The organism is Streptomyces sp. NPDC098789, from assembly GCF_044759975.1.
Lineage (GTDB): Bacteria > Actinomycetota > Actinomycetes > Streptomycetales > Streptomycetaceae > Streptomyces.
On record NZ_JBIWAJ010000002.1, the window covers coordinates 441,430 to 453,050 of the forward strand.

12 protein-coding genes are annotated in these 11,621 nt (G+C 71.9%); 4 read left to right on the forward strand and 8 right to left on the reverse strand.

Annotation, left to right across the window (positions count from 1 at the left end):
• Positions 1-44: 44 nt before the first annotated feature.
• Positions 45-305, reverse strand: a complete 261-nt coding sequence (locus ACIQWR_RS06235; RefSeq protein ID WP_354380212.1) for a hypothetical protein — start codon at positions 303-305, stop codon at positions 45-47.
• A 43-nt stretch (positions 306-348) separates the two neighbouring features.
• On the opposite strand from ACIQWR_RS06235, the gene holA reads away from it, so the two are divergent.
• Positions 349-1,347 carry a DNA polymerase III subunit delta gene (holA, locus tag ACIQWR_RS06240; RefSeq protein ID WP_404005461.1) on the forward strand — a complete coding sequence of 333 codons (999 nt, stop codon included), beginning with the start codon at positions 349-351 and terminating at the stop codon, positions 1,345-1,347.
• 27 nt (positions 1,348-1,374) lie between these two features.
• Here holA and ACIQWR_RS06245 read toward each other — a convergent pair whose 3' ends face one another.
• The 5 genes from ACIQWR_RS06245 to rpsT all read right to left on the reverse strand — a co-directional run bounded on the left by ACIQWR_RS06245 (position 1,375) and on the right by rpsT (position 4,061).
• Positions 1,375-1,677 carry a hypothetical protein gene (locus tag ACIQWR_RS06245; protein ID WP_404005463.1) on the reverse strand — a complete coding sequence of 101 codons (303 nt, stop codon included), beginning with the start codon at positions 1,675-1,677 and terminating at the stop codon, positions 1,375-1,377.
• The gene (locus ACIQWR_RS06250) at positions 1,674-2,078 is read right to left on the reverse strand and encodes a hypothetical protein (RefSeq protein WP_404005464.1); all 405 of its coding nucleotides are present in this window, start codon (positions 2,076-2,078) and stop codon (positions 1,674-1,676) included. Before ACIQWR_RS06250 ends, ACIQWR_RS06245 begins: the two co-directional genes overlap by 4 nt.
• An 86-nt stretch (positions 2,079-2,164) precedes the next feature.
• Entirely contained in the window at positions 2,165-3,007 is an 843-nt protein-coding gene (locus ACIQWR_RS06255; RefSeq protein ID WP_404005465.1) for a helix-turn-helix domain-containing protein, read from the reverse strand.
• Positions 3,004-3,531 carry a DUF6879 family protein gene (locus ACIQWR_RS06260; protein ID WP_404005466.1) on the reverse strand — a complete coding sequence of 176 codons (528 nt, stop codon included), beginning with the start codon at positions 3,529-3,531 and terminating at the stop codon, positions 3,004-3,006. Before ACIQWR_RS06260 ends, ACIQWR_RS06255 begins: the two co-directional genes overlap by 4 nt.
• Positions 3,532-3,794: 263 nt before the next feature.
• The gene (rpsT, locus tag ACIQWR_RS06265) at positions 3,795-4,061 is read right to left on the reverse strand and encodes a 30S ribosomal protein S20 (RefSeq protein ID WP_399267134.1); all 267 of its coding nucleotides are present in this window, start codon (positions 4,059-4,061) and stop codon (positions 3,795-3,797) included.
• 243 nt (positions 4,062-4,304) lie between these two features.
• Between rpsT and lepA the strand changes: the two genes are divergently transcribed.
• The 3 genes from lepA to hemW all read left to right on the forward strand — a co-directional run bounded on the left by lepA (position 4,305) and on the right by hemW (position 9,616).
• A complete protein-coding gene (lepA, locus tag ACIQWR_RS06270) occupies positions 4,305-6,170 on the forward strand; it encodes a translation elongation factor 4 (RefSeq protein ID WP_404005467.1) in 1,866 nt (621 codons plus the stop codon).
• 233 nt (positions 6,171-6,403) lie between these two features.
• Positions 6,404-8,293 (forward strand): AMP-dependent synthetase/ligase, encoded by a 1,890-nt coding sequence (locus ACIQWR_RS06275; RefSeq protein ID WP_404005468.1) that lies wholly within the window; start codon positions 6,404-6,406, stop codon positions 8,291-8,293.
• 90 nt (positions 8,294-8,383) lie between these two features.
• Positions 8,384-9,616 (forward strand): radical SAM family heme chaperone HemW, encoded by a 1,233-nt coding sequence (gene hemW / locus ACIQWR_RS06280; protein WP_404005469.1) that lies wholly within the window; start codon positions 8,384-8,386, stop codon positions 9,614-9,616.
• Between the two features lie 379 nt (positions 9,617-9,995).
• Here hemW and ACIQWR_RS06285 read toward each other — a convergent pair whose 3' ends face one another.
• Both ACIQWR_RS06285 and ACIQWR_RS06290 read right to left on the reverse strand, forming a co-directional pair.
• A complete protein-coding gene (locus tag ACIQWR_RS06285; protein WP_404005470.1) occupies positions 9,996-10,796 on the reverse strand; it encodes a DUF3097 domain-containing protein in 801 nt (266 codons plus the stop codon).
• Between the two features lie 28 nt (positions 10,797-10,824).
• Complete coding sequence (locus tag ACIQWR_RS06290) at positions 10,825-11,550, reverse strand: MBL fold metallo-hydrolase (RefSeq protein WP_404005471.1); 726 nt, start codon at positions 11,548-11,550, stop codon at positions 10,825-10,827.
• Positions 11,551-11,621 lie beyond the last annotated feature (71 nt).

The following is an 11,621-nucleotide window of genomic DNA, read 5'->3' on the forward strand; positions in this document are numbered from 1 at the left end:
CGGACGGCCGCCGTGCCTGGGGCTCCGGGGCGTGCGGCGCGGGGTTACGGGGCTTCGAGCCAGCCGTCGTGGTCGGCGGCCAGGTCGTCCAGGGCCGTGGTGTCGAGGAGTTCCTTCGGGTCCTCGACGACCACGAGCCACTGGGCGTCCTCGGCGTCGTCCTCGCCGGCCAGTGCCTCACGGACCAGCTGAGGCTCCTCGGGCAGGCCGAAGCGGTCGACCAGCTCCCGGGCCACCTCGTCGGCGGCGTCGCGGTCGGGCAGGACCAGTACATGTCGCAGGTTCACCGGAACATTCTCCGGCATGCGGGGCGGGGCGCTGTCAGTGCGGCGTGGGATGCTGGAGCCGATGGCCACCAGGAAGAACTCAACCGACGATCCGCTCGCCCCGCTCACCCTCGCGGTGGGCCAGGAGGACCTGCTCCTCGACCGCGTGGTGCGGGAGGTGGTGGCGGCCGCCCGGGCCGCCGACGCCGACACCGACGTGCGCGACCTCGCGTCCGAGCAGCTCCAGCCCGGCACGCTGGCCGAGCTGACGAGCCCTTCGCTCTTCTCCGAGAGCAAGGTCCTGATCGTGCGCAATGCGCAGGACCTGTCCGCGGACACGGTCAAGGAGGTCAAGGCGTACCTCGGTGCGCCCTACGAGGAGATCGTCCTCGTCCTCCTCCACGCGGGAGGCGTCAAGGGCAAGGGCCTGCTGGACGCGGCCCGCAAGGCGGGTGCCCGGGAGGTCGCCTGCCCGAAGATGACGAAGGCGGCGGACCGGCTCTCGTTCGTACGGGGCGAGTTCCGGACCCTGGGCCGGTCGGCGACCCCGGAGGCGTGCCAGACCCTGGTCGACGCCATCGGCAGCGATCTGCGGGAGCTGGCGAGCGCGGCGGCCCAACTGTGCGCGGACGTCGACGGAGTCATCGACGAGGCCGTGGTCGGCCGCTACTACACGGGCCGGGCGGAAGCCTCCAGCTTCACCGTCGCGGACCGCGCGGTCGAGGGCCGCGCGGCCGAGGCCCTGGAGGCCCTGCGCTGGTCCTTGTCCACCGGGGTGGCGCCGGTCCTGATCACCAGCGCACTGGCCCAGGCGGTCCGGGCGATCGGCAAGCTGGCCTCGGCCCCCCGCGGGGCCCGCCCCGGCGACCTCGCGCGCGACCTCGGCATGCCGCCCTGGAAGATCGACCGGGTCCGGCAGCAGATGCGCGGCTGGTCGGCGGACGGAGTCTCGGAGGCCCTGCGGGCCGTCGCGCAGGCCGACGCGGGCGTCAAGGGCGGCGGTGACGACGCGGCGTACGCGCTGGAGAAGGCGGTCGTCGCAGTGGCCCGCGCCGCCCGCCCCCACCAGCCCAACCACTGACCCCGAAGGCCCCAGGCTCGGGCAGGTCTACACGGGAGGCCGACCAGGGGTGGGGGTCGGCGGCGGCGACGGGAGCGCCGGGCCGGGGTCGGGCGGCAGCTGTGGCGGCCCGCCCGCGTGTTTGCCCATGGTCACCTTCGCCGCGGTGAGCCCGTACACGCCCAGTGGCGGGAACAGCTCGACCCGAACGGGACAGCCCGCCTCCGCGCAGGGCACGCAGAGCAGATCACGAACGCACCGCCCGATGCGAGCGGCCCCGACCGGCGCGCGCCAGCAGGCCTCGCAGGTCACCACATCGGTGCGAGTGACCTCGAAGTCAACAACGATCATGAAACCTCCTCGGCGGCCCGGGCCTGCGGGCGTGCCGGAGGGCAGCACCACAGGTCGAAGTCGAGGCCGTACCCGTCCTGCTGAACGACGACCGCCCCGCGATACGCGCGATCGGTGCTCAGTGGCGCCCCGCAGGCCGCGCACGCCCGACCCTGGAGCTGCTCGGTGGCGAGGTGGCCCACGGGAGGGAGGGGCGCCTCCTTGCAGGGGGTCGGCACCTGGGGGGCGGGTCCTCGCCGTTCGCGGCACGGCGCGCACGCGTACAGGGGTTTCGGGGGTCCGGAGTTCGATTCCCCCCACTGGACCACCAATGAGGTGTCCGAGGGCCCGTCGTGCCAGTCGCACCGGCCGCCGGTGAGCACGGGGAACTCCACCGCGCCGGCCTGCTCTTCCATTGCCATGACCGCACGTTAGGAACGGGCAGGGGGTCGCGTCCGGCCGGTTGCGCGGGGTTGCTCGGGCGATTCCGTAGGTACAGCCGGATTGTTCACGCCATGTCGAGGGCGCCCCGTACACGGCTGAGGAGACGCTGGGCCGAAGGCCCGTAGGCGGCCGATTCGGCGAACCAGGACCAGGCCCGTTCGTAGAGCTGGATCGACTCCTCATCGTCGAGCCACATCTCCGTGCTGATGGTCTCCACGACGACCACGCGCCGGTCGTAGATCCAGAAGCCGTGCGACGGCATCCGGCGTAGGTCCGCGGTGAAGGGGACGACACCGAGTTCCACCGTGTCCAGGCCCACGAGGCTGATGAGCCGGTCCATCTGCGCGGCGTGCACGGCGGGCGGGGTCGTGCGCGCGTACAGGGCGCCCTCCCACAGCAGGAACTTGAAGTTCTTGCCCGGGGCGTAGAGCGCCTCCTGCCGCCGGATGCGTGCACGAACGGCGTCTTCGACGTCGCGCGGTGTCCGGTGGAACTCCGCGTTGGCGGCGAAGGTGTGTCTGGCGTAGTCGGGTGTCTGGAACAACCCTGGGATCCGCACCATTTCCACGCCGCGGATCACCCTCGTCGACACCGTCTCGGCGATGGCCCGCTCTTGCCGAGCGCGGTGACCAGAGGCCAGCTGGCGCCGCCACGACCGATAGTGCAGCTCGACTCCCGTCAGACGCCCCTTCAGCTCACCCGCGACGCTCGGTCGGCCTGTGGCCGCGGCCCAGGCCTCCAGGTCCGCGAGCGTGGGGGTCTGCTTCCCGCTCTGTACCCGACTCACTTTGCTGCGGTGCCAGCCGAGGCGCTCTGCGAGGCCCTTGCCGTCGAGGCCGGCCTCGACGCGCAGCTCCTGGAGCCGGGCGCCGAGGGCCTCGCGGCCACGCTGGAAGTCGGTCGTCACGCAGTAGAACGTACCCGCTGCGCGAATTCGGTCGTGGGGATCGCGTGGTGCCAGGCAGCGTCCCGGGCCTGGCAGGCGACGGCGATGTCGACCGGGTCCTCGCTGAGGACCACACCCAGCGTGCTGTCGTCCTCGCCGAACACGAACCGGGCCAGGACGCGGGAGTCGAACAGCCAGAAGTCCCAATCGGGCAGCCCGAGCCGCTCGGCTTCGGAACGGGGAAGGTTGCGAATGTCCTCACCGGCGGCCACGTTTCCCAGACCGGACGCCAGGAGGTACGACTGTCCCTCGGTCAGCGGCTCGTCGACGAGCCGGACCCGTTCGAACCGGCGCCCCTCGGCAGCGGCCGCCGCCACGTTCTCCCGCCAAGGGTCGAGCGGCTCCGCGGCGATGTCGGCGCCCGCCTTCCATCGGTTCCACTTCGGGCTGCGGCGGTCGGTGGCGTAGCCCCGGCGGGTCTCCAGCCGCCACGCGGTGTGCTTGAACTCGGTGAACATGTGGCTGATCTCGGAGAACGGGATCATCTCGCGGGGCTCGGCGCGCGGTGCGAACCGGGCGGGTTGCGCGCAATGTGGCGAAGGGCTCGGCTCCCGGCCCGCCCCCCCCGGGCCGGGACGTGCGAAGGCCCCGGTGGCTCCCCTGGGGAAGGGGGGCCGCCGGGGCCTTCGACTACTGCTTTTGTGCGCCGCACCCGCGTGGCGAACGCAGGCCGTGTGCGGCGCGGGGTGCCGGTCAGGAGCGGGAGAGAGGGCCCGCTGGGTCCTTTCCGGCGTTCACATCAGAAAGCTCAGCCCTGCAGGGCGGCAACCTTGGTGGCCAGCGCCGACTTCTTGTTGGCGGCGGCGTTCTTGTGGATGACGCCCTTCGAGACAGCCTTGTCGAGCGCACGCGAAGCGTCGCGAGAAGCCACGGTGGCCTTCTCGACGTCACCGGCGGCGGCGGCCTCGCGGGCCTTGCGGATCGCGGTCTTGAGCGACGACTTGACGGCCTTGTTACGCAGGCGCGCCTTCTCGTTGGTCTTGTTCCGCTTGATCTGGGACTTGATGTTCGCCACGAAAGAGCCTTTTCAGGTTCAGAGTTTGATCTTCGGATTGCGTGCCGTCTGCTGAGAGGGCATACGACACACAGCTGCCCAGGCTACCAGCCGTGCTCCGACCGGCCCAAACCGGCTGCACTGCGTCGGCCGTGGGACCATGGGAGTCTGCGTATAGATCCGACATCGCGCCGATGAGGGCGACGAGATCAGACTTCCGCGCTGACAACGCTTCCGACTGCGACCCGAGAATCAGGACACTGCGTGCCCGCGATCCCTAGCCACGTGCCCGAGCCGAGCCGTACCGACCCGGCGCTGATCCGCAACTTCTGCATCATCGCGCACATCGACCATGGCAAGTCGACCCTCGCCGACCGGATGCTCCAGCTCACCGGCGTCGTCGACTCTCGGCAGATGCGCGCCCAGTACCTCGACCGCATGGACATCGAGCGTGAGCGCGGCATCACGATCAAGTCGCAGGCGGTCCGTCTGCCCTGGGCCCCCACCGGCGGCCCCGACCAGGGCAGCACGCACATCCTGAACATGATCGACACCCCCGGTCACGTCGACTTCACCTACGAGGTCTCCCGCTCCCTCGCCGCGTGCGAGGGCACGGTCCTCCTCGTGGACGCCGCCCAGGGCATCGAGGCGCAGACCCTCGCCAACCTGTACCTGGCGATGGAGAAGGACCTCGCGATCGTCCCGGTGCTGAACAAGATCGACCTGCCGGCCGCCCAGCCGGAGAAGTTCGCCGAGGAGCTCGCGAACCTGGTCGGCTGCCAGCCCGAGGACGTGCTGCGCGTCTCCGCGAAGACCGGTGTCGGCGTGGACGTCCTGCTCGACAAGATCGTCGCGACCGTTCCGGCTCCGGTGGGCGTCAAGGAAGCCCCCGCCCGCGCGATGATCTTCGACTCGGTCTACGACTCGTACCGCGGCGTCGTGACGTACGTCCGTGTGGTCGACGGCCAGCTCAACAAGCGCGAGCGCATCCGGATGATGTCCACGGGCGCCACGCACGAGCTGCTGGAGATCGGTGTCTCGTCCCCGGAGATGACCCCGTCCGACGGCATCGGCGTCGGCGAGGTGGGCTACATCATCACCGGCGTGAAGGACGTCCGTCAGTCCAAGGTCGGTGACACCATCACCAGCCTGCACAACGGCGCGACCGAGGCCCTCGGCGGCTACAAGGACCCGCGTCCGATGGTCTTCTCGGGCCTGTACCCGCTCGACGGCTCCGAGTACCCGGACCTGCGCGAGGCCCTGGACAAGCTCCAGCTCAACGACGCCGCGCTCGTCTACGAGCCGGAGACCTCGGCCGCGCTCGGCTTCGGCTTCCGCGTCGGCTTCCTCGGCCTGCTCCACCTGGACGTGGTGCGCGAGCGCCTGGAGCGCGAGTTCGGCCTCGACCTGATCGCCACCGCGCCGAACGTGGTCTACCGGGTCGTCATGGAAGACGGCAAGGAAGTCGACGTCACCAACCCGAGCGAGTTCCCCGAGGGCAAGATCTCGGACGTGTTCGAGCCGGTCGTGCGGGCCACCCTGCTCGCGCCCTCCGAGTTCATCGGCGCCATCATGGAGCTCTGCCAGCAGCGCCGCGGCACCCTCCTCGGGATGGACTACCTCTCCGAGGACCGCGTCGAGATCCGCTACACGCTCCCCCTCGCCGAGATCGTCTTCGACTTCTTCGACCAGCTGAAGTCCAAGACGCGCGGCTACGCCTCCCTCGACTACGAGCCCACCGGCGAGCAGTCCGGCAGCCTGGTCAAGGTCGACATCCTGCTGCACGGCGACAAGGTCGACGCCTTCTCCGCCGTCTGCCACAAGGACGCCGCCTACGCCTACGGCGTGCGCCTCGTCGCCAAGCTGCGCGAGCTCATCCCGCGGCAGGCCTTCGAGATCCCGATCCAGGCTGCCGTCGGCTCGCGCGTCATCGCCCGCGAGACCATCCGCGCCATCCGCAAGGACGTCCTCGCCAAGTGCTACGGCGGTGACATCTCCCGTAAGCGGAAGCTGCTGGAGAAGCAGAAGGAAGGCAAGAAGCGGATGAAGATGGTCGGCTCCGTGGAGGTCCCCCAGGAGGCCTTCATCGCGGTGCTGTCCAGCGACGACTCCGGCGGCAAGAAGAAGTAGTACGCAGCAGCGGCGCGAGGGGCGGCAACAGCCTCGCCCCTGTCGACGGAACGGGTCCCCGCGCACGCGCGCGGGGGCCCGTTTCGTTATGAACCGGCCGCCCGCCGACCCTTACGCACCGGTGGGGCGGCCATCTACTCTGATCACTGCTCGTTGGTTACTCGCCAGTCACAAGAAACCCGCCAGTCCCCACGTCTTCACGCCCTGCCGCGTGGACCGGTACGGAGGATGTCGTGAGCGACACACAGACCATGATCGAGAACCGCCCGCCCACCGTGGCGGCCCTCTTCCTTGAGCGCGTCGCCGCGACTCCGAACGGCGAGGCCTACCGCTATCCGGTCATCGCGGCCCCGGGCCGGGGACCGGACGAGTGGAAGTCGCTCAGCTGGGGGCAGGCGGCCGAACGGGTCTTCGCCATCGCCGCCGGCCTGGTCACCCTCGGCGTACGGTCCGAGGAGCGCGTCGCCCTCGCCTCCAGCACCCGCGTCGAGTGGATCCTCGCCGACCTCGGCGTGATGTGCGCGGGAGCCGCGACCACCACCATCTACCCGAGCACCAACGGCGAGGAGTCGGCGTTCATCCTCGCCGACTCCGACAGCCGCGTACTGATCGCCGAGGACGCCGCCCAGCTCGCGAAGGCCCGCGCGCACCGCGCCGACCTCCCCGGCCTGGCCCACGTCATCGTGCTGGAGGCGGCCGACGCGCTCGCGGTCGAGGGGGACCCGCAGGACTGGGTGCTCTCCCTCGCCGACCTCGAAGCGCGCGGCGCAGAGCACCTCGCCAAGCACCCCGAAGCCGTCCGGGAGCGGATCGAGGCGATCACCGCCGACCAACTCGCCACGCTCATCTACACCTCCGGCACCACGGGCCGCCCCAAGGGCGTGCGGCTGCCGCACGACAACTGGTCGTACATGGCCAAGGCCACCGTGGCCACCGGCATGATCTCCGCGGACGACGTCCAGTACCTGTGGCTGCCGCTGGCGCACGTCTTCGGCAAGGTGCTCACCTCCGGCCAGATCGAGGTCGGACACGTCACCGCCGTCGACGGCCGGATCGACAAGATCATCGAGAACCTGCCGATCGTCCAGCCGACCTACATGGCGGCCGTCCCGCGCATCTTCGAGAAGGTCTACAACGGGGTCGCGGCCAAGGCGCGGGCCGCCGGCGGCGCCAAGTACAAGATCTTCAAGTGGGCCGTCGCCGTCGCCCGCGAGTACGCCAAGGTCACCCAGGACAACTTCCGCCGCACCGGTCAGGCCAAGGCCCCTCTCGCCCTCACCGCCAAGCACCGCGTGGCCGACGCGCTCGTCTACTCCAAGCTCCGCGACGCCTTCGGCGGCCAGCTCCGCGCCGCCATCTCCGGCTCCGCCGCCCTCGCCCCCGACATCGGCTACTTCTTCGCCGGCGCCGGCATCAACATCCTGGAGGGCTACGGCCTGACGGAGTCCAGCGCGGCCAGCTTCGTCAACCCCGGCGAGGCCTACCGCACCGGCACCGTCGGCAAGCCGCTCCCCGGCACCGAGGTCCGCATCGCCGACGACGGCGAGATCCTGCTCCGCGGCCCCGGGATCATGGAGGGCTACCACAACCAGCCCGACAAGACCGCCGAGGTGCTCGAAGCGGACGGCTGGCTGCACACCGGAGACATCGGCGAGCTGTCCCCCGACGGCTACCTGCGCATCACCGACCGCAAGAAGGACCTGATCAAGACCTCGGGCGGGAAGTACGTCGCCCCCGCCGAGGTCGAAGGCCGCTTCAAGGCGATCTGCCCCTACGTCTCCAACATCGTCGTCCACGGCGCCGACCGGAACTTCTGCTCCGCGCTCATCGCCCTCGACGGCCCCGCCATCCTCGGCTGGGCCGCCGAGAACGGGCTGGAGGGCAAGACGTACGGCGAGGTCGTGGCCGCGGCCGAGACCAAGCGCCTGGTCGAGACGTACGTACAGACCCTGAACGAGGGCCTCCAGCGCTGGCAGACGGTCAAGACCTTCCGGCTGCTCCCGCGCGACCTCGACGTCGAGCACGGCGACCTCACGCCCAGCCTCAAGCTGAAGCGGCCGGTCGTCGAGCGCGAGTTCAAGGCGCTCATCGACGAGATGTACGCGGGCTCGAACGAGGCCTGACACCGACCGGGAACCCACCGCCGCCGGCCCCGGGGCCGGGGCGCCCGCACGCCGCGCCCGTCAGGGGTCGGCGTGCGGGACAATGGGGGCATGCCTTCCGCCCTCCCCGACGGGGAACCCATGCCCGAAGACGGCTCGCTGCCGTCGCACGCCCTGGCGGGTGCGGCGGACCGGCCGCTCGGGTTCTACCTGCACGTCCCGTACTGCGCCACCCGCTGCGGCTACTGCGACTTCAACACCTACACCGCCACCGAGCTGCGCGGCACCGGCGGCGTCCTGGCCTCCCGCGAGAACTACGCCGACACCCTCATCGACGAGGTCCGCCTCGCCCGCAAGGTGCTCGGCGACGACCCGCGGTCCGTCCGCACGGTCTTCGTCGGCGGCGGTACGCCCACGCTGCTGCCCGCCGCGGACCTGGTCCGGATGCTCGCGGCGATCCGGGACGAGTTCGGCCTGGCCGAGGACGCCGAGATCACCACCGAGGCGAACCCGGAATCGGTCGACCCGGCGTACCTCGCCGAGCTGCGGGCCGGCGGCTTCAACCGCGTCTCCTTCGGCATGCAGAGCGCCAAGCAGCACGTCCTGAAGGTCCTGGACCGCACGCACACCCCCGGCCGCCCCGAGGCGTGCGTCGCGGAGGCGCGGGCGGCCGGCTTCGAGCACGTCAACCTCGACCTGATCTACGGCACCCCCGGGGAATCGGACGACGACTGGCGGGCCACGCTGGACGCCGCGCTGGGCGCCGGGCCGGACCACATCAGCGCCTACGCGCTGATCGTCGAGGAGGGCACGCAGCTGGCACGGCGGATCCGCCGGGGCGAGGTCCCGATGACCGACGACGACGTGCACGCCGACCGCTACCTGATCGCGGACTCCGTCATGGCGGAGGCCGGCTACCACTGGTACGAGGTCTCCAACTGGGCCACGACCGAGGCCGGGCGCTGCCTGCACAACGAGCTGTACTGGCGCGGGGCGGACTGGTGGGGCGCGGGACCGGGCGCGCACTCGCACGTCGGCGGGGTGCGGTGGTGGAACGTGAAGCACCCCGGTGCCTACGCGGGCGCGCTGGCGGCGGGGCGGTCGCCCGGGGCCGGGCGCGAGCTGCTGGCCGCGGAGGACCGGCGGGTCGAGCGGATCCTGCTGGAGCTGCGGCTGCGGGAGGGGTGCCCGTTGTCCCTGCTGGCTCCGGCCGGGCTCGCGGCGGCCGGGCGGGCGCTGTCCGACGGGCTGTTGGAGGCCGGGCCGTACGGGGCGGGGCGTGCGGTCCTGACCCTGCGGGGACGGCTGCTGGCCGACGCGGTGGTCCGCGACCTGGTCGACTGACCCCGCGCGGGGGTCCCCCCCTCAGCTCCCGCCGGCCCCGAGGCCATGTCAGCTCCGCCGGCTCCGGATGCCGGCATCCCGGCTCTGCCGGCTGCGGGTGCCGCCATCCCAGCCTCGCCGGCGTTTGAGGCGCCCCCGGAGGGTCGACGGAGCCGCACCGGAGCGCGTAGGCGGGGGCCGGCGGGCTGCTGCCGCCCGGTGGACCCTCCGGGGGCGCCTCAAACGCCGGCGGGGCTGGATTTGGCGCGCCTGAGCCATTTCAGCCTGCCCGGCGTTTGAGGGCCCGCCGGAGGCAGCGGCGGCCCGCGCGGCGATCGAGGGCGGTTTCGGGCTCGGTCACGGCCCGCGCGGCGGTCGGGGTCGGGTCGGGCCGGCGGCGTCAGGGGGCCGTGACGAAGTCGATGAGTTCTTCTACGCGGCCCAGGAGTTCCGGCTCCAGGTCCTGGTAGGAGTGGACGCGGGACAGGATGTGCTGCCAGGCGGCGCCCGTGTTCTCCGGCCAGCCCAGGGCGCGGCAGACGCCCGTCTTCCAGTCCTGGCCCCGGGGGACCACCGGCCAGGCCGGGATGCCGAGGGCGGACGGCTTCACCGCCTGCCAGACGTCGATGTACGGGTGGCCCGCGACCAGGACGTCCGGCGAGGTCACCGCGGCGGCGATGCGGGACTCCTTCGAGCCGGCGACCAGGTGGTCGACCAGCACGCCCAGGCGCGCGTCCGGCCCCGGGGCGAAGTCCGCCACGATCGCCGCGAGGTCGTCGATGCCCTCCAGGTACTCCACCACCACGCCCTCGATGCGCAGGTCGTCGCCCCAGACCCGCTCGACCAGTTCGGCGTCGTGGCGGCCCTCCACGTAGATCCGGCCCGCCCGCGCCACCCGCGCCCGCGCGCCCGGGACCGCGATCGAGCCCGAGGCCGTGCGCGCGGGGGCCGCCGGGGCCCTGGAGGGCCGCACCAGGGTCACCACGGCCCCGTCCAGCAGGAAGCCGCGCGCTTCCATCGGGAACACCCGCCGCTTGCCGAAGCGGTCCTCCAGGGTCACCGTGCCCGCCTCGCAGCCGACGACGGCCCCGCAGAAGCCCGTACCGGCCTCCTCGACCACCACGTCGAGGTCCGCGGGGACCTCGGGGACGGGGCGGGGGCGCTTCCACGCGGGGGTCAGGTCGGGCGAGTACTCACGCATCCGGCCGACGCTAGGAGGCTCCACCGCCTCACGCACGCGACACGCCGTACCGCAGGGCCAGTGTGTCGCGTTGCGCACGCACGAAGGCCGCGTCGACCACCGCACCGTGACCGGGCACGTACAGCGCGTCGTCACCGCCCAGCGACAGCAGCCGGTCCACGGCGGCGGGCCACCGCGCGGGCACCGCGTCCGGGCCCGCCTGCGGCTCCCCGGACTCCTCGACCAGGTCCCCGCAGAAGACCACCTCCCGGCCGCCCGGCACGAACACCGCGAGGTCGTGTCCGGTGTGCCCGGGCCCCACATTGGCCAGCAGCACCTGCACGCCGCCCAGCTCCAGGGTCCACTCGCCCGACACCAGGTGCCCCGGGACGACCAGCGACTCGGTCGCCGAGGCCGCCTCCGCCCGCGCCAGCCCGTGCCGCACGGCGTCCTCGCGCAGCTCGTCACGGCCGGTGTCCAACAGCGCGTCGAGGCCCACCGCGCCGTACACCTGGGCCTGCGGGAAGGCCGCCGCACCCAGAACGTGATCGAAATGGCCGTGCGTGAATGCGATATGCGTCACCCGGCGGCCCGTCATCCGCTCGGCCGCGGCCCGCAGCCCCGCCCCCTCCGCGAGGGAGGATCCGGGGTCGACGAGCAGGACCGCGTCATCGCCCACCACCAGCCCCGCGGTGCAGTCCCACACCGGCAGTCGCAGCCGGCCGGACCGCTCGGTCAGCCGTTCCCAACCCGCGTCTTCCCAACTCACGTCCATGCGGCGACGCTAGTCGAGCGGTCGCTCCCCGCGCGGTACCTTGACGGGCCGCCCTTGCTAACGCCGTACGT

Bases quoted from the DNA above. Each gene is read 5' to 3' on its own strand.
- ACIQWR_RS06235 (WP_354380212.1), bottom strand. From the start codon at position 305: ATGCCGGAGAATGTTCCGGTGAACCTGCGACATGTACTGGTCCTGCCC.
- ACIQWR_RS06285 (WP_404005470.1), bottom strand. From the start codon at position 10,796: ATGCGTGAGTACTCGCCCGACCTGACCCCCGCGTGGAAGCGCCCCCGC.
- ACIQWR_RS06245 (WP_404005463.1), bottom strand. From the start codon at position 1,677: ATGATCGTTGTTGACTTCGAGGTCACTCGCACCGATGTGGTGACCTGC.
- holA (WP_404005461.1), top strand. From the start codon at position 349: ATGGCCACCAGGAAGAACTCAACCGACGATCCGCTCGCCCCGCTCACC.
- ACIQWR_RS06250 (WP_404005464.1), bottom strand. From the start codon at position 2,078: ATGGCAATGGAAGAGCAGGCCGGCGCGGTGGAGTTCCCCGTGCTCACC.
- hemW (WP_404005469.1), top strand. From the start codon at position 8,384: ATGCCTTCCGCCCTCCCCGACGGGGAACCCATGCCCGAAGACGGCTCG.
- ACIQWR_RS06290 (WP_404005471.1), bottom strand. From the start codon at position 11,550: ATGGACGTGAGTTGGGAAGACGCGGGTTGGGAACGGCTGACCGAGCGG.
- ACIQWR_RS06260 (WP_404005466.1), bottom strand. From the start codon at position 3,531: ATGATCCCGTTCTCCGAGATCAGCCACATGTTCACCGAGTTCAAGCAC.